This window comes from Chitinophaga eiseniae, from assembly GCF_012641265.1.
Taxonomy (GTDB): Bacteria; Bacteroidota; Bacteroidia; order Chitinophagales; family Chitinophagaceae; genus Chitinophaga; species Chitinophaga eiseniae_A.
This window is the reverse complement of record NZ_JABAHZ010000001.1, coordinates 1,174,191-1,196,678: the sequence shown is the minus strand read 5'-3', so window position 1 is coordinate 1,196,678 and position 22,488 is coordinate 1,174,191. Positions and strand designations below refer to the sequence as shown.

Annotated in this window: 18 protein-coding genes; 12 read left to right on the top strand and 6 right to left on the bottom strand. The window is 48.7% G+C overall.

The window, feature by feature from the left end; translation table 11 throughout:
• Nucleotides 1–158 precede the first annotated feature (158 nt).
• On the top strand, nucleotides 159–2,150 hold the full coding sequence (locus tag HGH91_RS04695) for an alpha-L-arabinofuranosidase C-terminal domain-containing protein (protein ID WP_247651647.1): 1,992 nt from the start codon (nucleotides 159–161) through the stop codon (nucleotides 2,148–2,150).
• 40 nt (nucleotides 2,151–2,190) lie between these two features.
• On the opposite strand, the gene HGH91_RS04690 is transcribed toward HGH91_RS04695, so the two are convergent.
• Nucleotides 2,191–3,117, bottom strand: coding sequence for a nuclear transport factor 2 family protein (locus HGH91_RS04690; RefSeq protein WP_168737269.1), 927 nt, complete (start codon nucleotides 3,115–3,117; stop codon nucleotides 2,191–2,193).
• Between the two features lie 242 nt (nucleotides 3,118–3,359).
• Between HGH91_RS04690 and HGH91_RS04685 the strand changes: the two genes are divergently transcribed.
• Nucleotides 3,360–3,788, top strand: coding sequence for a hypothetical protein (locus HGH91_RS04685; protein ID WP_168737268.1), 429 nt, complete (start codon nucleotides 3,360–3,362; stop codon nucleotides 3,786–3,788).
• Between the two features lie 97 nt (nucleotides 3,789–3,885).
• On the opposite strand, the gene HGH91_RS04680 is transcribed toward HGH91_RS04685, so the two are convergent.
• Nucleotides 3,886–4,308: an SH3 domain-containing protein gene (locus HGH91_RS04680; RefSeq protein WP_145665712.1), complete on the bottom strand. Its 423-nt coding sequence runs from the start codon at nucleotides 4,306–4,308 to the stop codon at nucleotides 3,886–3,888.
• A gap of 24 nt (nucleotides 4,309–4,332) precedes the next feature.
• On the bottom strand, nucleotides 4,333–4,824 hold the full coding sequence (locus HGH91_RS04675) for a BON domain-containing protein (protein WP_168737267.1): 492 nt from the start codon (nucleotides 4,822–4,824) through the stop codon (nucleotides 4,333–4,335).
• A 366-nt stretch (nucleotides 4,825–5,190) separates the two neighbouring features.
• Between HGH91_RS04675 and HGH91_RS04670 the strand changes: the two genes are divergently transcribed.
• The 9 genes from HGH91_RS04670 (at nucleotide 5,191) to HGH91_RS04630 (ending at nucleotide 18,779) form a co-directional block, all read left to right on the top strand.
• Nucleotides 5,191–7,710 carry a hypothetical protein gene (locus HGH91_RS04670; RefSeq protein ID WP_168737266.1) on the top strand — a complete coding sequence of 840 codons (2,520 nt, stop codon included), beginning with the start codon at nucleotides 5,191–5,193 and terminating at the stop codon, nucleotides 7,708–7,710.
• 5 nt (nucleotides 7,711–7,715) lie between these two features.
• Nucleotides 7,716–12,200: a TonB-dependent receptor plug domain-containing protein gene (locus HGH91_RS04665; protein ID WP_168737265.1), complete on the top strand. Its 4,485-nt coding sequence runs from the start codon at nucleotides 7,716–7,718 to the stop codon at nucleotides 12,198–12,200.
• A gap of 230 nt (nucleotides 12,201–12,430) precedes the next feature.
• Nucleotides 12,431–12,733, top strand: coding sequence for an autorepressor SdpR family transcription factor (locus HGH91_RS04660; RefSeq protein ID WP_168737264.1), 303 nt, complete (start codon nucleotides 12,431–12,433; stop codon nucleotides 12,731–12,733).
• Nucleotides 12,720–13,610, top strand: a complete 891-nt coding sequence (locus HGH91_RS04655; protein WP_168737263.1) for an SdpI family protein — start codon at nucleotides 12,720–12,722, stop codon at nucleotides 13,608–13,610. Before HGH91_RS04660 ends, HGH91_RS04655 begins: the two co-directional genes overlap by 14 nt.
• 4 nt (nucleotides 13,611–13,614) lie before the next feature.
• A complete protein-coding gene (locus HGH91_RS04650) occupies nucleotides 13,615–14,931 on the top strand; it encodes an alpha/beta fold hydrolase (RefSeq protein WP_168737262.1) in 1,317 nt (438 codons plus the stop codon).
• 73 nt (nucleotides 14,932–15,004) lie between these two features.
• Complete coding sequence (locus tag HGH91_RS04645; protein WP_168737261.1) at nucleotides 15,005–15,553, top strand: RNA polymerase sigma-70 factor; 549 nt, start codon at nucleotides 15,005–15,007, stop codon at nucleotides 15,551–15,553.
• 20 nt (nucleotides 15,554–15,573) lie between these two features.
• Nucleotides 15,574–16,560, top strand: coding sequence for a FecR domain-containing protein (locus tag HGH91_RS04640; RefSeq protein WP_168737260.1), 987 nt, complete (start codon nucleotides 15,574–15,576; stop codon nucleotides 16,558–16,560).
• On the top strand, nucleotides 16,499–17,911 hold the full coding sequence (locus tag HGH91_RS04635) for a hypothetical protein (protein ID WP_168737259.1): 1,413 nt from the start codon (nucleotides 16,499–16,501) through the stop codon (nucleotides 17,909–17,911). Before HGH91_RS04640 ends, HGH91_RS04635 begins: the two co-directional genes overlap by 62 nt.
• 88 nt (nucleotides 17,912–17,999) lie before the next feature.
• Entirely contained in the window at nucleotides 18,000–18,779 is a 780-nt protein-coding gene (locus tag HGH91_RS04630) for a class I SAM-dependent methyltransferase (protein WP_168737258.1), read from the top strand.
• Here HGH91_RS04630 and HGH91_RS04625 read toward each other — a convergent pair.
• A complete protein-coding gene (locus HGH91_RS04625; protein ID WP_168737257.1) occupies nucleotides 18,776–19,468 on the bottom strand; it encodes a molybdopterin-dependent oxidoreductase in 693 nt (230 codons plus the stop codon). The genes HGH91_RS04630 and HGH91_RS04625 overlap by 4 nt on opposite strands.
• A gap of 142 nt (nucleotides 19,469–19,610) precedes the next feature.
• On the opposite strand from HGH91_RS04625, the gene HGH91_RS04620 reads away from it, so the two are divergent.
• Complete coding sequence (locus HGH91_RS04620; RefSeq protein ID WP_168737256.1) at nucleotides 19,611–20,633, top strand: sterol desaturase family protein; 1,023 nt, start codon at nucleotides 19,611–19,613, stop codon at nucleotides 20,631–20,633.
• Here HGH91_RS04620 and HGH91_RS04615 read toward each other — a convergent pair.
• Both HGH91_RS04615 and HGH91_RS04610 read right to left on the bottom strand, forming a co-directional pair.
• Nucleotides 20,598–21,683 (bottom strand): metallophosphoesterase, encoded by a 1,086-nt coding sequence (locus HGH91_RS04615; protein WP_168737255.1) that lies wholly within the window; start codon nucleotides 21,681–21,683, stop codon nucleotides 20,598–20,600. The genes HGH91_RS04620 and HGH91_RS04615 overlap by 36 nt on opposite strands.
• A gap of 97 nt (nucleotides 21,684–21,780) precedes the next feature.
• Nucleotides 21,781–22,233, bottom strand: coding sequence for a cold-shock protein (locus HGH91_RS04610; protein ID WP_168737254.1), 453 nt, complete (start codon nucleotides 22,231–22,233; stop codon nucleotides 21,781–21,783).
• Nucleotides 22,234–22,488 lie beyond the last annotated feature (255 nt).

The window sequence follows — 22,488 nt, the reverse complement described above, 5'->3', positions numbered from 1 at the left end:
CGGATCATTCGCTTTAATAGCTTTTTGCTTTATGCTTTATGCCTTCAGCTTTTTAAAAATAATTGTCAAATTGACGATTAATAAAATAATTTATTATTTTTCCGTTGAAAACAGCCGGCAAAATATATACAATGCTGCCGGGAAAAGCATTCACGGTTATGAAAAACACAAACAAATGGTATGCTGCCAAAAGACCGCTCCCTGGTATGGTAGCATGCCTGGCAGCAGTACTCAGCAGCTTGTCAGCCAACGTTACTTACGCACAACAGCAAACAGCCGGGCCACTGGTAAATGGTATCCCTGCGAAAACTATTTCGCCCAATTTGTTTGGTATCTTCTTCGAAGACATCAGCTATGCAGCGGATGGAGGACTTTACGCAGAACTGATCCAGAACAGGTCGTTCGAATATACGCCCGCCGACCGTAGAAACTGGCATTCCCTCACGGCCTGGGAGTACCTCACCAAAGGCTATGGATATGGCTCCTTGTCGGTGGAAACAAAAGCGCCGGTGCATCCCAATAACCCGCATTATGTGGTGCTCAACGTAGACGATGCCGGACAGGAAGGAGTTGGACTGGTAAATGAAGGTTTCGATGGCATCGTGATCAGGGCAGGAGAGCAGTACGACTTTTCGGTATTCACCCGCTTGTTGTCGGCGCAACCAATCCCGGTCACGGTACAACTGAGAAGTAAGAAAGGAGAGATTTACGCTGAAACGACCTTTACAGCAGATGCCAAAAACTGGAAAAAGTATTCCCTGGCACTCACACCCGGCAAAAGCGACGATAGCGCCAGGCTGGCCATCGTAGCCAAAACCAAGGGGATACTGGCCATCGATATGGTGTCCTTATTTCCGCATAAAACTTTCCATGGAAGAGCAAACGGGCTGCGTTCCGATCTGTCGCAGGCCATTGCTGATCTGCAACCGAAATTTATGCGCTTCCCCGGGGGCTGCCTGGTACACGGCGATGGACTCGATAACATGTATCGCTGGAAGAATACCATCGGCCCGGTAGAAGAGCGGAAGGAGCAAAGAAATATCTGGTCTTACCACCAGTCCACCGGCCTGGGGTATTTTGAGTACTTCCAGTTTTGTGAAGACATTGGCGCCAAACCTCTGCCGGTAGTGCCTGCCGCGGTGAGCTGCCAGAACTCAGGCGGTACCTGGGTGATCGGCGGCACCGGGCAAAAAGCCCTGCCCCTGGCAGATATGCCGGCTTATATACAAGAGGTCCTCGACCTGGTAGAATATGCCAATGGCCCCGCCACTTCTAAATGGGGCGCAAAAAGAGCCGCTGCCGGCCATCCGGCGCCTTTCCATCTCGAATACCTGGCCATCGGTAATGAAGACAAACAAACACCGGAATTCCGGGAGCGGTTTAAAATGATTTATGACGCGGTGAAGAAAAAATACCCCAACATCACGTTGATCGGTACTTCCGGACCCGGTTTCGAAGGAGAGGATTTTGAGGAAGGCTGGGCATTTGCCAACAAATACGGCTGGCAAATGATGGATGAACATTATTATGAGAACCCCGAATGGTTCCTGGCACATACCCACCGCTATGATCAATACAACCGGAATGCCTCCAAAGTTTATATCGGCGAGTATGCTTCTAAGGGAAATACACTGTTCAATGCCATGTCGGAAGCTTTGTATATGACGGGACTGGAACGCAACGGCGATGTGGTAAGCATGGCGTCTTATGCGCCGCTGCTGGCCAGAACGGCGCATACCTCCTGGAACCCCAACCTGATCTATTTCACCGGCAGCAGCGTGTCGTTGACGCCCAATTATTATGTGCAGCAATTATTTTCCCGCAACAATGGAGACGTGTATTATGATAACGTGGTATCATTTTCACCGGCGGATAGCCACACTGCCAGCGCTTCCTGTGTAAAGGATACCAAAACCGGCGACGTGATTATTAAGCTGGTAAATGCCGGTGATACACCGGTTACCGCTACTGCTTCACTGCCTCCACTGGGAGCACGTTCAGGAATGGCCGTCATCACGGTGCTCAGCGGCGAAAGCAAAACGTCCACACAACCCGTGATCAAGACTACAGACTTTAAACCGGGAGAAACCCTGAACTATACGTTACCACCTTATTCGTTGTCCGTGATCCGGGCAAAAACGAGAGACTAATCATTCCCGGCGCCGGTAATGCCGGCGCCGGAACCAGGTATTAGTGCAAACTAATAACCCGGGATATCTGCCAATGACCATCCGTATTTTTCCAGAGCACAATAAACTTACTGGCTTTAGACGGCGTACCGGATGGCTGTTGATTATTATGAAACCGGTGGTAGGCTATTTCCACCGCGCCATAACCGTGAATCGGGTATACTTCCAGGCTGCCGGGTACCAGTTCCCGGGTTACCTTGCCGCAAATATTTTTACGGGTAGACTCCAGCACATCTTTTTTGGAAGCACTCAAACCTGTTTGGTCATGATAAAATTCCAGGCTGTCACTAAATGTGTTGGTCATCGTTTCCATATCACAGTTGTTGTAGGCATGGAAGAACAGGCTGTCTTGCCGCGCAATCACTTCATATAATGGCTCCGAAGAGGGCACAAACGGATTCGGTACATAACGGGCCTGCCCGGCATCAGGGAAGCTGGTTTTTACTGCATAGTCCAGCTCACTCACCATCTTCCAGTCGTTGCCCTGCTTTTTCCAGTTGCGCGTAAATTTAGATTCCTCCACCAACTTTTCCCCTCCCTGCTCCGGCAGCACATACAGGCGCTGTATCCCGGTTTGTATCGCCTCCTGGTTGTTGACCGGGATCACCTGCAGACTGTTGCCAACAATTTCACGTCGCATCTTCGGCGTATGGGTTGTACAGCGACGCTGGATGTTGTCAGTAAAATTGGCCAGCGACTGTGTTCCTGTGGGACCATCAGACCCATTGTCGTGATAGAATACAAAGTCCGGAGAAAAGATTTCATGTAACCGTTGAACATTACAGCTTTGAAAGGCGATATCAAACAACAGGCTGTCCTTTGCTTTCAAGGTCGCATAAAGCGCCGCCGGTGCCTGCCCCCGGGCGCCTGATACTTGCAGTGACAGCGCGCCTATTATAATCGTAAATAATTTAATGTGTTTGATCATGACATGATTTTTTGGCTGTAGATACCGTATAAATGGATAGTTGATGTAATGCAAAGATATATGTATTTAATAGTAGTATGCAATACATATTACATGGTTTTCAAAAAAATAATGATCAACGGTAAATGTTGTCCAGTGCCGGTGGTGTTATTTTTTATGCTATCTTTAATAAGTTGATCCCTGAAATTCCATTATGATCCTGTGATGTTTAGCTAATAGAAATCCTCATAAACCCTCAAATTATGATACGCCACTTTAGGAAAATTTCATGTGTATTGTTATTGATTACCCTGATGGGTAACGCTACTGCGCAGAAGGAGATTGCCTCGCTGCCTGTTGCCAACGACAGTTCTTATGGCTATACGGCGGCCAACCCCGTGAAACTTAAAAAAGGTACTGTGGAGAAAAGCATCCTTCATACAATGGATTACCTGGCGGGACTAGTGACGGCAGATAACCAGGCGCTGGTGCTGGTAAAACGCTCCTCCGTACCGGCTCCCGGACGCTCCTCCACCGCCGTCAGCGAACGATTTGGCGTGGCCAAACCTGGCATACTGGATAAATATGTTTTCGTAACAGCCACTTCAAAAGATACCATTACCCTGTTCGTAGATATTTATAACAGAAGCAAAACCATGATACCAGCAGGACTGAAGTATGTACAACCCTGATGGATTTCGTGTATTCCTGCCCGTTAAGTCATCATCCTCCCATAAAAAAAGAGGTTGTACAGCGTACAACCTCTTTTTTATGATCTCTTACTCGTGCTTACTCAACAGGCGTCAGGTATTGCGCATAGGCATATCCTTCCGCTCCGCCATCAGTACGGATTAACCACCACTGGTCGCTTTGTTTGCTGATCAGTGAAACCACTTCGTTGTGAGCGGCTTTACCTACAATCGGCTGATCAGTGCCCGGACCCTTACGGATATTCAGGTTGGTAGAGTCGGTAGTCACCGTCAGTTTAGCGCCCGCTACTGCCGTTGCTACATTGATGTTCATGACTACATCGCCGGCCAGGAAGTTAGGATCTATCTTGCCGTAAATGTCCCACAGCTGGTCTTTTACAGCGCCACTGGGTGCTTCGCCATCAATATGTAATACGCCATCCTGTTCAGCTACCTGGAGATTGGTGGTGCCGGAGGATTTAGCCGCATCAATCAGCTCTTTATATTTATCCTGTAATGCCATGATTAATAAATTTAGGGGTGGAAATTATTTTACTTTCAAACCGGAAGCATCAACTTTCTTAGGTTTCAGCGCATCCAATGCCATTTTCAGTTTTTTCCAGCGATCTGCTTTTGCTTCCCCGGTAATAGTAATAACACCGTCTTTTACATCTGCTGTAATACCAGGAAAATCTTTTACGATATCTGCTACTGAAGTCTTCAGCGCATCATCAGCAGTGGCAACAGGAGCTGCCGGAGGAGGTGGAGGAGGTGGCGTTACGGTAATGTTGTCTACCACGCTTTTTACTCCAGCTGTTACTTTGGCTGTATTTTCTGCCGCATCTTTGTCCGCTTCATTGGCAACGGCTCCCGTAAGCGTAACTACACCATCTTTTACGTCAGCGCTAACGCCGGGACTCGACTGTAAAGCCGCTACTACCGCAGCTTTGATGTCCGCATCTTTAGGTTTTGATTTACAGGAAATCATAAACATAAGTCCTGCAGCAAGGGCGAGTGAGGTCAGGTGTTTCATTTTCATAGTCATACTGTGTTTTAGTAATGAAATAATAATTCTTAAGTTAAGTATCTTTTTTCAACTGGCCATCACGCCATTGTATGTTGTTTATTTTTTAATACGACGCTTCAGCTTGCAAAATCATGCCGGTTTTTTATCTACCTCAAAAAATTCCCAAAATTTTTTTAAAACCCGTATGGAATTTATACCACCCCAGCATCATGCCGCCGGACAGCGATAAAAAGTCTGGTCACATTGAAAGTATCGTCCTGGTTAATAAATATTTATAGCGTTTACATAAATTTTAGTTCCATGTCTTCATCCGGATAACAATGACATATATACGATAATATAAGTTATTTATATTGAGAAAAACAAAAATATATCCCTTTGAAATATCTATACTGTTTACTGTTGCTCCCCGCCGGGTTAATGGCCCAGGAAAATAAGCCGGTAACCCCGGTTATTTCCAGCGACTATCAACGCCTTATACACACCGACGGCATAGTACCATCCAGGCATTCCACTTATCACACGCTGCAGGTAAAGAATATGGCGCCCGCCAACACGCCACTCCGGAAATTGGCCGTCCGCCGCGATGAACTGGTCATGCGCCAGCAATACCCCACCACATTGTATATTAAAGGCGTCTATTCTGCCACCATGGAACTGAAAACAGTTAACCGGCAGCCAGCCCTGCAAACACAGTTTGTACAAGGCCGCTCCGGCGCCTGGCAGGGACCTGAAACCAATGAACTGTTTAGCTATGGACCGGCACTGCATAGCCTCGAATTCGACGGCAGCGCCTACACATGGGACATCAACGGGAAACTGGTGCCTGCCGGAACAGGCAACGGGCATAACGCCATCGCCTATATGAACAGTATCTTCCACACCGGCAGTCGCTTTTCCCAGAGCTTTGACCTGCAATCCAGGCTGATGCAGCAACATAATAATATAATGGAGCTCAACCTGCACCTGGGGCATAGCAATGAAAACACGGTTATACGCGACAACAACAACTATCACAAAGAACTCAGTGCCACCGCCATCGCCCGGATAAAATGGCTCCGCATCGCCGGCACCATCCAATATACCGATGACGCCTTTTCAAATACCAACCGCAACGGATTCCTGAACCAGGTATACCGCCAGTCTATCCTGACCCCTGTGAGCTTCGATAACGCACAGGGCTACACGCTGGGAGCCGGCCAGAGAAGCTATAGCCTCCTGGCCGACAACCCCGGCTTCCTCCTCCATAACCCCAGTCACTACGCCAACGCCACCAGCCGTCGCATGAACCTGGTACTGGAAAGAAATAGCTACAAAAAAGTGAAGTATACCCTGAGCCAGCTGTTCGACCGGCATACCAGCAACAGCGGCGAAGGATACCAGCCTGGCAGCAGCAGCTTCCCCTCCGGGAAGCCACTATACCGCAATGCCACGGATAAATTATACCAGCTCAAAGGAGAAGCTTACCGCAACATCCCGTACGGGGTCTACAGCCTGAATGGTGATATAACCGCCCGGTATATTTTTACCAACGTCAGCACCGGTATCCAATACCTGCCCAATGAACAGTACTATCGCTACGCCCGCTCCCAGCATGAACTAAGCCTTAGCTATAATACTTCGTATGCGCTTGACCGTTGGTTCTTTTCCCTCGGGCTGGAAGACAAAGTCTATGTCTCCAACACCGCTACCCGGAAGGACTTCTTGCTGCCGGCTGTTAAAGCGACCGTCAGGCTCAGCGAATTTGGCGACGGCTGGAGCGGAAGCATCAATACCTTGTACACACAGGTTAACACCGAATTACCGCTGTCCGGCTCACTGGCCGATATCAGTCTCCTCCGCTATAAAGTAAGCGAAGCGGGCAAATACCTGCCGGCAGAAGAAATCGCCGGCTTCGATCAGCTGGCCCCCATACATCACACCGACTGGACCGGTAGCCTGGTTGTTAATAAAAGCCGCTGGCTGGGATTCACCGGTACCCTGTTTCTAAAACAGGTAACGGATGACCAGTTGCCCATCTTTGAAAAAAACAATTTCCAACTCGTGAACGTAGCTAACCACCAAACCAAAGGAATAGACCTGGAGCTGTGGTTATTTCAGATCGCCCCACAGGACAAACGTCTGCAAACCAGTCATACACTCAGTTTTTATGCTTACCGGAATAAGGTGACATCGGTGCTTTCTTCCGCAGAGCCCGTACCCATGGCCGGATTTAGCGATGTACATACTGCCGTGGTGGCCGGGCAACCTATGGGAGTGATCATGGGAAGTACCTGGGAAAGAGATGCCCGGGGCAACCGGGTGATAGGCGCTGATGGTTTTCCCCTGGTGGCAAAGAACACCGCCATTATCGGAAATCCTCATCCCGATTTTATCGTGAAGTGGAACAATACCGTGCATTGGTGGAAGCTAGACCTCTATGTCAACGTGGAATGGAAGAAAGGAGGCGACCGCTGGAACGGCACCCGGGCAGCACTCGATTACTACGGCCGCTCACAGGGCTCCGCGCAGGATCGTAACGTGAACGGCTATATCTTCCCGGGAGTATTAACGAACGGCGCACCTAATCATACGCCGGTCAGCTTTTATGATCCCAAATTGCCGCTGGAAACCAATCGCTGGGTAAGATATGGGGAAGCCGGCGTAGCGGCCGACTATATCGAAAGAGCGGACCAGCTACGGCTTAATACCCTGAAACTAAGCTTCCGCCAGCCTTTCCGGCAGGGAATCCGGCAGCTCACGCTCAGCGCATACGTCAACAACCTGGTGCTGTGGACACCCTACAAAGGGGTGGATCCGGAGCAACGGCTATTCGATCAAACCAATAGCATAGGCCTCGATTATTTCAATCTCCCCGCTACAAAAACCTATGGTATTAACGCATCTATTCAATTTTAACTGTTATGAAAAAGATCATCTGTTGTATCGCTGTATACCTCCTGGCCATGTTTGTAGCCCATGCACAAACGAACGATTATGCTACTTATAAGGAGAAAATTTATATCCATACCAGCCACGTCTTCTTTCAACCAGGCGACGACGTATTCTTTAAACTCTACCTGGTGAACGCACAAGACCAGCGGCCCGCTAAGCTCAGCAAAGTAGCCATCGTAGAGGTAATGAACCCTGCCGGTAACATCCTCAAAAAGATGAACTATAAAGTGACCGATGGTTATACGGAAGGCTCTTTTACATTCGACAAAGCAGATCCCGGTGGTGTATATAAGATAAGAGCCTATACCACCTGGATGCGGAATGAAAACGACAGTACCTTCTTTGAAAAGGAAATTACCATGCAGCAGGCCATCAGCCCCAGGATACTGATGCAACTGGATTTCCCAAAGAAAGGATATGGCCCCGGCGATGAGGTGGTGGCAGATTATTCCGTTCGCAACCTCGCCGATCAACCCATCTCCAACTATAAAATAAGGTATAAGATATCCCTGGCCGGCAAAGAATTCGTTACCGGCAAAGCGCAGACCAACAGCGCCGGTAAGGCCCGGCTGACATTTACATTGCCCAATGATTTGCAAACCGCCGATGGTTTGCTCAATGTAACGATCGACTATGATGCCTACACAGAATCTATTTCCCGGAGTATCCCCATTACACTAAACAAAATTGACCTTCAATTACTGCCGGAAGGAGGCACGCTGGTAGCAGGAATCAGCTCCAATATTGCCTTCCGGGCGGTCAACGAATTTGGCAAACCGGTGGATGTAAGAGGCGCCGTGTACGACAACTCCGGGAATAATGTAGCCGGTTTTGAAAGTTATCACGCTGGTATGGGGCAGTTTCCCTTCACGCCGCAGGCCGGAAAAAAATATACGGTAAAAATCACATCGCCTTTACATATCAGCCAGGAGTACGCTTTCCCGCTATTTACCAGGGAAGGAGTGGTCATGAATTTTGTGAGAAAAGATGGCAAGCTGTATGCATTGCTCAAATCCTCCGGGAAACAACAACTGGTATTAACTGGTCAAACTAAAGCCAAAACTTTTTATACCCAACCCCTGCGCCTGGAAAGGGGAACGCAGACCGTGGAAATAGACACCACCTTGTTTCCCACCGGTATTGCGCAATTTACCTTATCCCGCGAAAATGGGCTGCCACTGGCGGAGCGGCTGGTCTTCCTGAACAGGGACCAAACCTTGCAGGTAAATATCAGCACCAATAAAAGCCGTTACCTGCCAAGAGAAGAGGTAGTGATGACCGTCAAAACCACCGATGATAAAGGCATACCACTACCATCCAATTTATCACTGGCGGTGATGGATGATAAACGCTGGTCGTTTGCCGATGATAAACAGGATCATATCCTGTCCTGGCTACTCCTCAGCTCTGAACTGCATGGTAAAGTGTTTGAGCCTTTATTTTATTTCCGGAGAGAAGCGCCTAAAGCATTGCCTGCATTGGACCTGGTAATGCTCACACACGGCTATCGTTACTTCGACTATCTGCCGGAAGTGGAGGGCGGTAAATCGCTTAAATATATGCCTACCGGGGGATATGTGGTGAGTGGTACCATTCGTGATAATGAAGGACATCCTGTAAAAGCCAGCGTATTCCTGATACAGATGAGCAACCAGGGGAAAGCCCGGCAGATGAATACCGGCGAGGATGGTACGTTTTTCTTCTCCGACCTGGAGGGGCAGGTAGGGTACTATCTTGCCGCAAAACCGCTGCATTCCAAACAGCCGGTAACCATTGTTATCGAACAAAGTGGAAATGATGAAAATGCGATCCGTACCCGCAAGATGCTGGAACATGGCGATAATCCCTTCGTTGCACCGCTTAAACTGGCCAGTCCACAGCGCCCCGCTTCCGTCGCGGAATTAAAGAAGGTCACCAAAACCCGGGAGTGGGAGGCATTAAACGATGATAAAAAACTCGATGAAGTAATAGTCGTTGGATATGGGGTGCAAAGAAAAGAAATGAATGTGACCATCAAACCGGTAAATAATGCGGTAGATGCCCTGGAGGGTAGGGTAGCGGGCATTGTGGTCAACCGCCAGTTTAATACAGGCGCAGCACCCGAAATACAGGTGAGAGGCGCCAGGGGCTTAACCGGCAACGGTCAACCGCTCTTTATTGTAGACGGTGTGCCCATGACCGCACTGGATGCTAACCTGAACCCGAATAATATTACCTCTATTGAAGTTATAAAAGATGCTACCGCAACAGCCATCTACGGCACCAAGGGGGCTAATGGCGTGATAATCATAAATACGAAAAACGGCGACTGGGAACGTATTAAGGTAGGCTTGCATAAAAGAAATTATTATAGCCTCCGGTATATTGGTGATAACGTTGACGCATATACGGTGGCCCGCCGTTTTTATGCTCCTCACTATGCTAACACGGAAACGGACGAACGAACAGATTTCCGTGAAACCATTTACTGGAACCCGGTAGTGCAAACAGATAAGGAAGGAGTAGCCACATTGCGGTTTTATAACTCCGACGCTGCCACCACCTTTCGGGCTATTGCCGAAGGCATTGCCTGGAACGGAAAGCCGGGGCATACCGAAACTACCTGGTCTGCCCGGAACGCATTGCAGGCGGATGCTAAAATTCCTCCTTACCTCACGGTAGGCGATCGCGCCAGGATACCACTGGTGCTTAAAAACAACAGCGGCGCCACAAAAGTATTTGATATCAGCATCGCAGTACCCGAAGGCATCAGCACCGGGCTGTTTACCAGCCAGGTAACCCTGGAGGCCGACAGCTCCCGCCAGGTATTAATCCCATTGGAAGCAATAACATCGGTAGCCGGCATTGTGAAATTTACGGTGAAAGGCGCCGGTGAGAAGGAAGTATTGTCACTCCCTATAACGGTGGCCCAGAAAGGCTTCCCCGTAACGCAAACTTTTTCCGGTGATCAGTCAGCACATCATGCCTTTAGCATTACCCGGCCACTGGCTGGAAGCATGCACGCACAGCTGAAAGTGTTTAGCTCCGTAGAAGGTCAGCTGTTAGATGGTATTGAGTCGATGTTGCAGGAACCTCATGGCTGCTTTGAACAAACCTCTTCCGCTACCTATCCGAATATTTTAATTCTCAAATACCTGCGGGAATCGGGTAAGTCGAGCCCGGAAGTGGAGGCAAAAGCAATGCAATACCTGGAAACAGGCTACAAACGGCTGGTGAGCTACGAAACCGCAGATCATGGCTTTGAATGGTTTGGCAATACGCCTGCGCATGAAGCGCTCACAGCTTATGGGCTATTGGAATTTACGGACATGCAGGCGTTCATCAATGTAGATAAAGATATGCTGGCGCGAACCAAAGATTTCCTGTTGAGCCGCCGCGATGGGGCAGGAGGATTTAAGCTGTCCCGCAGAGGTTTGGACAGGTTCGCTGCCGTGCCAGATGCCATTGCCAACCTGTATATCGTGTATGCGTTAACGCAGGCCGGTATCGGCAAGGAAATCCAATTGGAATATGCCACGGCCGTTAAAAAAGCGCTGGCCTCCGGCGATCCTTACCAGATGGCACTGATGGCACTGGCAGCCAGTAATATGAAAAATAACGCGGACTATGATTATCTCATGGAACAACTGCAAGGGCTATACGAAAAGGGCCATTTCCAGGCGACTACTACCGTCGTTAACTCCAGGGATGCATCGCTGCGGGTGGAAACATGGGCTTTGTACGCCATGGCATTGGCCCGGCAGCAATCGCCCAAAATAGGCATGATAGCGGATGTCATCTCCCGCATATTATCAGAGAAAACCTACTATGGCTACGGCGCTACACAGGCTACTGTACTGGCTCTGCAGGCAATAGTAGATTATATAAAGATAAAAGGCACCGCGGAAAGCGCCGGCAGCCTCAACTTTGAGGTGAATGGTCATGCATTGGCTGTTGACAGCAATGTGGTGGCATTGATGAAAACCGGTGACAACATTTTTAATGTCCGTTATAGTAACCCCAAAGGCGGATTACCCTACAACCTGCAGCTGTCGTACTTTACCCTCCAACCACCCGGTAACCCGGAAGCACCACTGCGGCTGGCTACCAGCTTAAGTGATACGGTCGCCAAGATAGGGGCAACGGTGCGGATGACCATCTCCGTGGAGAACCGGGAAAATGTATTGCAACCCATGTCCCTGGCCAAAATAGGGATCCCGGCTGGCTTGTCGCTGCAGCCCTGGCAGCTGAAGGAGCTGACGGACAAGAAGGAAATTGCGTATTACGAAATCTTCGATAACTACCTGGTGCTGTATTGGATGGGATACGCGCCCAACGAAACAAAGACGGTACAACTCGATCTTAAAGCAGATGTGCCGGGTAACTACCAGGCCAAGGCCAGCAACTGTTACCTGTATTATACGCCGGAGCATAAGCACTGGCAGGAGGGCGCCCAGATAACGATTCAACCCTAATGTTATCGTGTCACGCAGAGGCGCAAAGCAGCAAAGATTGTAGCGAATTTTAAGTCCGCAAAGCGGGGAGATTACATAATATGTTTACATATCACGTTAACGCCGCGGACTTAAAATTCGCTACAATCTTTGCTGCTTTGCCTCTTTGCTTCTTTGCGTGGGAAAATATTTTGCAGATTACCTCCGTTCACCTAATTTTGTATTTAGATAGTTGTCTAAATATATATCTGATGAACAACGTTTTCAAAGCGCTCAATGATAAAACCCGCCGGGATATCCTGGAGCTGCTGAAGCAGGAAGACATGACGGCGGGACAGATTGCCGACCACTTTAATTTCTCCAAACCAACGATCTCGCATCACCTGGATCTGCTGAAACAGGCGGAATTATTGACCAGCGTGAAAAAGGGACAGTTTGTGTTTTATTCGCTTAACACCACGGTGATGGATGAGTTATTAAAGTGGATGCTGCAGTTTACCGCCGATACCCTACCTCTCAGGAAGAAAATAACACCCCGTTATGAAGGAAAATAAATGGTTGAGGGAGATCCCGCTGCTGGCCGTTATGGGCGCACCTTTCGTGGTATACCTATGCCTGCGGACCCAACTGCCACCTACGTTGCCATCGCACTACACAATTGGCGCGGATGGGAAGTGGATCGCCAATGCCTACATGTCGCCGCTGGGAAACGTATGCGCCATGCTGATCGGCAGCCTCATTGTATACGCCGCGATGAGCATCCCTATGTTTATAAACTCGAGAAAGCCCGGCGCCGACCGGCAAATCAAAGCCATCGGTCCTACTTTATATATTATGAAAGTAGCGCTGGTACTGTTGTTTACGGGTATCCCGATTTATGAAATGCTCGTAGGCGCCGGTAAGTTATCTACTGGAAGCTCTTCTATACTGGCTTACATCGGGGGCGCCGGGTTGCTGGTGCTACTGAATATCTTTATTTACCGGGTATACGCCATCATGTATAAATATGCCGATGAAAAACCGCTGGCACGTAAATCCTATGTGGTCATTTGGGCCAGCACCCATGTGGTAACATCTATCGGTCCCCTTTGTATACTGCTTGCCGGTATCCATGTCAACCCGGAACGAATGATAGCACAGTTTGTCCTGGTGTTTCTTGCCATTACCGGCAACCTGTTGTACAATGTGCGCCCCAACCGCTACCTGGGCATCCGCACGCCCTGGACGCTCAGGAACGATACGGTGTGGAAGAAAACACATCGTTTGGGAGGCGTCCTGTTTTTCGTGTTTGGCGCCCTGGGTTTTATCGCTACCTTAGTGGCCACCGGTTATCAGTCGCGCTACATCATGCTGGCTGTCCTGGTCATTACCACGCTGATACCCATCATATACTCGTTTGTCCTCTACAGAAAATTAATTCATCAAGCTTAATACTATGAAACGTCTATTAACCTTATTGATAGTAGGCTGTAGCCAAATGGTAACAGCATCTTATATTCATCAAACTACGCCTTTGCGCCTTTCTTCCCTTGTACCTTCGCGTGACCAACAGCAAAAAGACAGCGTTGTCAGCTTCTTCTTTGAACAACTCGGCAAAGGCAACTGGGAGGCCGCCCGGGAGGCGGTGGATCCTGCGGTAAAGGACAAGCTGACCGCCGCCTTGCTCGGCAGTACCTGGCAACAGTTGGAACTGGCCTATGGCAAGTGGGTGGCATTCACCAACCAGCAAACAATTCCGGCCGACCGTATGCACGTGATACTCGCTGCCAATACCTTTGCCCGCGGGTATATTACGTTTAAAGTGGCATTGAGCCAGCAGCATAAGATAACAGGATTTTTTATAGAAGAAGCCCGGACTAATGCGCCGGTATTGCAATCCAATGAAAGCGCCGACTCCATCACCACGAAAGACGGTGGTACGCTCCATGGCACGCTGACGCTGCCCCCGGGAAAAACAGCCGTCCCCATAGTGTTGATCATCGCCGGATCTGGTCCCACCGACCGCAATGGGAATAATGTGATGCTGCCGTTACCCAACAGCGCTTCCTACCAGCAACTGGCTGCCGGCCTTGCCGCCAGCGGTATTGCCTCCCTGCGCTACGACAAACGCAGAGTAGGAGAGAGCCAGGGATTTTCTATACCGATAGATCAAACGACCCTCAACGAATTTACTACCGACGCCATTGCCTGGGTAGACCACCTGCTGCAAGACAGGCGGTTTATTGACGTTACCGTTATGGGGCACAGTGAAGGGTGCCTTATAGGCAGCAAAGTGGCGGGAGAAAGGAAGTTACGCCGGTTGGTACTGCTCTGTCCCCCGGGAGAACCCATGAGCAAACTGCTGGCCATGCAATTAAAACCACGCCTGAGCGATTCCCTGAATCAGCAGTTGGATAATATCTTAGCCACGCTGAGCCAAGGCAACAATCCCACCACCATACCCCCCGACCTAGGAATGCTCTTTGCTCCCTCCCTGTATAATTTCTGGAAAAGCACCTTTAAGTATGTGCCCTGTACTTTACTGGCCTCCGTAAAAACACCCATACTGCTGGTAGGCGGTTCGGCCGATGTACAGGTGCCTCCCGCGCAACTGGATATCCTGCACCACTGCAAGCCTGCAGCCGCCTTGCTGATGGTACCTGGCATGACGCATACCCTGAAAAGTAACAATAATATAGGGCCGGATAAAAATGCTCCCTTACCTTTGGCCCCGGAGTTACTGCCCGCATTGGTAGCATTTATTAAAAAATAAGCCAAAATTATTTTTCGCCGGCATAGGGGGATTTTTCGGGTAAGGTGTATTAAAGGTATAACAGCAAAGAGAGTTGCATCTGCCACTGGAAATGGAGCAAAGTCATGACAAACTGGTTTCACTTGTAGAACACTACTTTCATACTTACTATGAAAGCCTGCATCGCTATGCCTTTACAATCCTGAAAGACAACGACCAGGCAAAAGACGCAGTACAGGCGGTGTTCCTGAAACTATGGGAGAAAAGAAGTACGATCGACGAAGAACAATCTGTAAAATCGTATCTCTATACAGCCGTATACAATTATTGCCTGAATGTAAAACGGCACGATAAGATAAGAGACCGCTATACCACAGAAAGCAATGCTATAGGTTATGAGGAGGGAAATCAACTGGTCGGCAAAGAAGTCAACCAGCGTATCATGGGAGAGATAACTGCACTGCCTCCTCAATGTCAGCTGATCTTTACTAAGAGCCGCTTTGAAGGTAAAAAGTATGCAACTATTGCCGCAGAAATGAACCTGTCGGTAAAAACGGTAGAAGCGCAAATGGGCAAAGCATTAAAAATTTTACGGGAAAAATTGGGAGATTTAATTGTTATCCTGGTGATCATTTTTTCCTGATATAGCTAACATTATTAACGATGAATAGTCCCGGTCACATACAAGTAGATGAGGAAGTACTGGCTAAGTATCTTTCCGGAGAAGCATCTCCGGAAGAAGCCATGGCTGTGGATAATTGGGTGAAGGCAGATGATAGGAACCGGCGCCTGTTTGAACAGGCTATGAAAGTATGGGAGGGCGCCAACACCGGCCCTTCCTGGCAGCTTCCTGATCCGCAAATCATTTTAGCAGCTATCCGCGCACAGGCGCCGGCTAAATCCTCCGGCAGGATAAAAGCGATCCGCTGGAGTATTGCTGCCGCTGTGCTGCTGCTGTTGGGCGCCACCGGTCTGTATGTGGGCTGGCAAAAGAAAAACACCGGGCAACCGCTACTGGCACTGATCACCCGAACAGCACAGGACACCCCGTTACAGGATATATTACCGGATCACTCGCTGGCTATTATCCAACCAGGCAGCACGATTGCTTACACGCCCGGTTTCTCCGGCACCACCCGGGAGGTACAACTGACAGGTAATGCCACCTTCGATGTAACTTCCAACCCAGCTAAACCGTTTAGGGTGCGTGTGGGAGATATCCAGGTGCAGGTGTTGGGTACGGTGTTCCGTGTGAGGGAAGACAGTGAGCTCATCAGGGTACAGGTAAATACGGGTGCGGTAAAAATGTACAGGAACGAAGATGGTATCATATTGAAAGCTGGACAAACAGGCAGCTACGACAAAGCCCTTCACCGCTTCATCACCGATTCCATTCCGGCTGTTGGAGCACCGCTGCAGTCCTTCACCTTTACCAATGCCAGCCTGAAAGATATGGCCACACAACTGGAAAAAGCCTATGGTATACGTGTAGTATTTAAAAATAAAAAACTGGAAGCCTGTACCATGAGCAGTTCTTTCGATAATAAAACGAAGGAATTTATTTTTGATGTTATCTCAATTACGTTGAATGTTCAATGCAGGATCGAAAAAGATACGGTGTATATCAGTGGTAGGGGATGTAATGAATAATATTGGCCGCTGCATCATAGTTGTGTTAATCGCCCTGGTTGTCGCCAGCCCTGCCAACGCACAAAGAAAAGTAAACCTGCAAAAGCAGGTAGTGCTTCCGGGAACTGCCCTCCGGTTTGATTCGCTGTTGGGAATAATCAGCCGGCAGACGGGCGCGCGCTTTTCGCTGAACACCCGCAAGTTTCCACCGGGCCGTATCATCCGCGTGGGTAGCGGCACCAGGTCTATGGCAAAGCTGCTGGCGGAGATCAGGCAATATACCGGTATCTACTATACGATTTTAGGCGAACACATTATCTTCATTGATAATCCACCTCCCGGTGCTAAACCGGCGCCGGCACATCCGGTAACGAAAATGACCGCTAAGACGAAAGCGCCAGCCCCTCTTATTACCCCATGGCGTCAACAATTACATACGCTGCCTCCACGATATCCTTCTCCCGCTATACCCACCAACTTTGATACGGCTATCCGTCTTTTCATGGCAGATACCGCATGGACGCTTTCAAAAAAAGACACGGCATTTAGCCGGCTATACCCGCCAGCAGATAGTTCCAGGCAACTGACCTTAACGGGCGGATGGTCCTGGCGTCCGGGATGGCATTGGAAAAAAGGAAACGATTCCTCTCAGTATATGCCTGTTATCGTCCCAGGAAAAGATACGGCTGCGGATAAAACAAAACCACCGATAACCGATAAGGCCAGGGCAACTGCTACCGGCAAAACCAGCGCGCTGCAATCATGGCTGCAGGAAACCTTTGCCAGCCGCTATCAACGGCCGGCGGCTATGAAAGGGAATGGAAGCAGCGAACGACGCCCCTTTGCCTTCCTGCTCAACGCCGGCGTATCGGCAGATGAAATGAATTATGTAAACCCCACCGTGCAACTGGGATTCCCTTTTCTGTATGGCATCGGCTCCTGGAGCAGCGACTTTAGCAATTCCAGCCTGCGCTGGGGCGCAGGTACCTCTATACGATTGTCGGATGATTGGCGGCTACACCTGCAAGGGACTACCGGCCAGCTCAAACAATCCTGGGACACTATGACGTTAGTTTCCACGATGAAAACGCAACACTTGAAACTGGCACTGATAGCAGAAAAAAAATTAGGCCATCATTTTAGCCTGCAAGGGGGATTATCCTTTAATCGCATGGTCATGCGTTATTATGATTTTAATGGCAAATTCCAGGCGCTGGATAAACCAGGTATGGAAGCGATGAATGCTTTTTTTACGCTGCCCAAACCTCCCTATACGCTCAGCGATAACTATGGCAGTAATGGAAATGTGAAAACCTGGATAGGCTTTCAGCTGGGCATCTTTTATAACATGAATTTACCAAAACGCAACTAAGGGTTTTTCATTATCCGTGTGTAGTAAGTAATGCCAGGTAAAATGACGATAGTCAGGATACCGATTATTCATTTAAAGACGCATTACTATGTTGGCATTATTGAAAACGGCCGAACGGATCAACAACACTTCTTTTGTAAATAACTATGTTTTTCAGCGGCATGTATTTGCCTATAAGGCTATTCCAATGGAGTACCTGCTACACAAGCAGGTATTGGAGCTGGGCTGTGGAGAAGGATACAGCCTGGATTTGCTGGCAAGGCATACTGCCCATTACCGGGCAGTCGATAAAAAGAAACCACCAGCCGCACTTCCCGCCAATGCTTCTTTTCAAACCTGCCACCTGCCACGCCTAACGGGCATTGCCGGCAACAGCTATGATACGGTGATCTGTTTCCAGGTAATAGAACATATCCGCGATGATCACGCATTGTTGCGGGAAATAAAACGTGTATTGAAGCCCGGTGGCCGCCTGTTGCTAACCACTCCCAATAAATACATGTCGCTGAGCCGCAACCCGTTTCATGTGAGGGAATACCTGCCATCCGCCATGCAGGCGCTGATGAGGGCACACTTCCCACGGGCCACGGTAGCAGGCATTTACGGCAATGATACGGTGATGAGTTATTACGGAGAAAATAAACGACACCTCGACGCGCTGGCCAGGTTCGATATTTTCCGGCTGCAATACAGGCTGCCAGCCTTCCTGTTCAAAGGGCCCTATACGTTATTGAATAACATCAACCGCTATTTCCTGCTGAGAAAAATAGAAGATGTAACCGTGAATATTCGTCACAACGATTTTTATCTCCAGGCCCTGGATCAGCATTGCCTGGATTATTTTGTTACTGCGGTAAAAGAAAGTTAACTGTAGCGATCGTTCCTCCAGGGATAGGCGGTGTTGGAATAGCCCCGCTCTTCCCAGAATCCAAGGGTGTTGGCCGTTAAAAATTCAATGCGGTGTATCCATTTTGCGCCTTTCCATGCATACAATTCCGGGGTGATCATTCGCACCGGGCCTCCGTGTTCCCTGGGCAATGGGGCATTTTCTACGGTGTGCGCCAGCAGCACATCTGGTTTTAATGCTTCCTCCAGGGATACATTGGTGGTATAGTCGTCATACCCATAACACAAGATATGCGTAGCATTTTCCACTGGTTGAACCAGGGCCGCCAGATCGAGCAGGCGTACGCCTTTCCAGTGCATGCCGAGTTTCGACCAGCTGGTAACACAGTGAAAGTCGGATGTATCCTCCGTTTGAGGCAAGGCCATGAAATCGTCCCAGGTAAGCGTCGTAGGATGCTCTACAGCGCCATCCAGTATCAGTCGCCACTCTGTTAACGATATCTCCGGCTCAATACCCAGGTCCAGTACCGGCCATTTATGGGTAATGATTTGGCCTACCGGTAATTCCGGCATGCCATGCCGGTTGAGCTTACCGCTGCCCTGAGGCCGGTTGTCTGCCACCGATGGGGTTAGCCGCATCTTCTCTTCAAAGCGGGATTTTAGCTTCATCCTCGCTTCCACAATGCGTTTCAGTTTGTCTGCCGCTTCCATAAAATATATATAACACGAAGGTACGCATTTACCGCTGGTCCCATAATGTTTGAATTTTTAGGAAGAAGTTAATACTTTGTACGAACAATTTGTTATTTGTTCATACAAGCTGAGCTATTCCGTTGATTTAAATGTGCGCGTTATGATTTTTTTTCAGACATTATTCCACGAAATTATCGGCTTCTTAGGGATATCCAGGTTGATAGAGATTTGCAAAACCGGCGACTATAAAGTATTATTGACGCTCAACGGGATCTTCTCTGTGATTTCCCCGCTCATACCTTTTCTGTTGCTGCTGGAAATTGGCCGGGCAGTATTTTATAAGCGCTTCAAAATAGAGGACTACAAAATGCCCTTCTTTATTTTTGTAGCCAATCGCTTCATCTCCCGTTTTATTTCTATTGCCGCTGTGGCATTCTGCATCGGCGTACTGGAGAAATATGCACTCTTCAGCACTTCCCTCAAATGGTATTGGTTTATTTATGGCTACGTGGTATGGGAATTTTCTCATTTTATTTATCATTACCTGGGTCATAAGGTGCGCCTGTTCTGGTGTTTACACTCTACTCATCATGCGCCGGAAACCATGAACTTATCGGTGACCTATGCCCACTTTTTCCTGGAGGCGCCCTATGCAGATGTAATCCGCACCAGTATCTGCATACTGATGGGCGTAAACCCACCGCTGTTGTTTATCATCATGTTTATCGACGGCACCTGGGGCGCGTTTATCCATGTCGGGGAAAACCTGATCAAAGATGGGCGCCTGGGTTTCCTGAACAATATTATTCTCACGCCATCCCATCACCGGGTACATCATGCTAAAAACCCGCTATATATGGATACCAACTTCTGTAACCTGCTTAATATATGGGACAAGGTGTTTGGTACTTTCCAGCATGAAAAGAGGGCAATGAAGATTGAATACGGGATATCACGCGATGTGAATCCCAATAATTTCCTGGATGTTTACTTTGGGGAGCTGTATGGCTTATGGAAAGACATGGTAAAAGCGCCGGGGATTAAAAATAAGTTGTTGTATATCGTGATGCCTCCGGGCTGGAGCCATACCGGCGAACATAAAACCGCCAGGGTGGTGAAACGCGCCTGGCTGGAGGAAAATAAGGAATCAGTCCATCTGGTCAAAGAGATAGTAGAGGGGTGATTCTTCCAGGACCGTGCGTGTATCATTTTTCCATTTTACCAGGAGGATAAATCCATCCGCTATTTCAATGCCGGTAATGTCGCCATCACTGAAGCAGCAGCAGCCCGTATTGAAGTAGGAGGGATGTGCCATGGTTTTTACGAATTGTTTACCTGCATATTCGACCCTGCGGGCCTGTAATGCCTGTTGTAAGACGTGTACCTCCGCGGTATCTCCCTGGCTTTGGGCTTTTTCCAGTTGCTTTGTCAGCCGGTCTATATGATCCAATGAGGCAAACACCGGTTTATGTGTATGTCCTGAAACCAGGAAAGTTTTTTGGTAGTCTTTACTCCACTCGTACATCAGGCTATTGTGCCGGTCGGCCAGATCGTAGCTATCGGAAAGGGTATCCATGCGGACATTAAAATACCGTTGTACCGGCGTCCAGATAGCAGCAACAAACCATTTGCTGAAAGCATTGCCATCGCTCCGCAAATCGCCCTGGTGGCCATGTGTGAGGAAAATGCGATAGGTTTGTTCCCGGTAGCTGGTTTGAAGGATAAGCCCCTCATATACCTTCAGTTTCCTGCCGAATATGGGTTTCAGAAACTGCCGCCGGGGAACGGCATACCGCCACTCCAGGTCGTGATTACCAAAGATCCGGAAATACTTTTTTTCCTGTAAAAAACGGGCTTCTGCTGTAAGCGTAACCTGGTTGGCGGCCAATACCTTTGCAGGCGTACATTCCCACAGTTCCTCACAGTCGCCGAGGTTAATAAATGTGAATTGTTGTTCCCCGTAATGCCGCAAGGCAGCCAGGTAGCTGGACTCTGCGGCCATGAAGTCATCTGCACCATCTTTTCCGCCTTTATGCTGATCGGAGAAAATGATAAAGCGCGACTGCTCCATATCAAAAGGCAGTACCAGTCCCTTTTGGCGCCGGCCTGCAAGAATAGCTTCGTGCAATGCCGACAGGGAAGTGAATACCTGTTGCCGGTCAGGACTGGATGAAAACCTGGTGGAAAGCCAGATCACCGGGCGTTGTAACAATCGTTTTAACGGGTTAGACACGCTTCGTTGACTTTAGGAATAGTAATAGCGTTGGTTCCCCGTCCGTGAGGAGGAACGATGCGTGGTAATAGTGACAGGTTTGCCGGTGGTTAACGGCTTACTTCTTCTTTACATTCACCGCATTCAGCCCTTTAGGGCCTCTTTCCACTTCAAAGGTCACGCGGTCTCTTTCTTTAATCGGCCCGGCCAACTGGTTAATGTGTACGAATACACTATCCTGTGTTTCCTGGTCAATAATGAATCCATAACCTTTGGACTCGTTGAAGAATTTTACCACTCCGCTACGTTCGGTATTAACGGGTTCGGAAGGCTGCTGTTTGGGGGCACCTATCTGGATGTCCTCCAGTTTAATTTCCACTTTCTTGTTTGGATCAGGAGGGGTAGAAGTCAGGTTCCCGTTTTCATCGAGATAAGCCAGCATGTCTTCCAGTCCCTTTCCTTTTCCACTGTTTGCTTTCCGCTCTTCCTTTCTCTCCGCCTTTTCCTGGCGTTGTTGCTTTTTTCTCTTTTCTAATTCTTTTTTGCCACCTGTGTCCTGAGATTTGGCCATATGTTACTTATAAATTTTTGGTACGGCATAAAGATCGGTTTTTTTTAGCTATGCTGGTAGAAATATCCGGTATAATCCTGCGGGGTTGAGTTACCCTGTATCCCCTGCATAGAATGCATTATCCTGCCAGATCACCGGCGATACCAAATATGGGATTTTAACGGGATGTTTTACCGGATTTACATAGATTAGTAAACAGGTTTTAATCCTGCAACATCCGGCCTTAAATAAAAGGCACCGGTGTAACCATCTAAA